We start from the raw sequence: 218 nt of genomic DNA, 5'->3' as shown, positions 1-218 counted from the left end.
ATCGACCTGGCGCACCAGCCGCGCGCGGTCGTCATGGACGTAGACTTCCTGGCTGCCATCGAGGTTCTGGACCGTGACGCTGCCGTCCTCGTCCCAGGTGTAGCGGCTGTCCATCTGCGCGAACGAGGCCCAGTGCCGCACGCAGCGGGCCGCCGGGCCGAGGCCTTGCCATTCCCAATAAAAACTCGCGCCGCCGGCCAGTTGCCGTTGGAGGATGA

The 218-nt window shown here is 67.4% G+C and carries 1 protein-coding gene; it reads right to left on the bottom strand.

The genetic code is table 11. The annotated features are described in order from the left end of the window. Positions 1 to 218: hypothetical protein (locus HU806_RS26360; RefSeq protein ID WP_186615835.1), on the bottom strand; the 218-nt coding region annotated here is incomplete at both ends.

Origin of the sequence: Pseudomonas sp. SWRI154 (assembly GCF_014268645.1) — a bacterium.
Classification (GTDB): Bacteria; Pseudomonadota; Gammaproteobacteria; order Pseudomonadales; family Pseudomonadaceae; genus Aquipseudomonas; species Aquipseudomonas marvdashtae.
The sequence above is the reverse complement of the archived record's forward strand: the minus strand, read 5'-3'. Positions and strand labels throughout refer to the sequence as shown.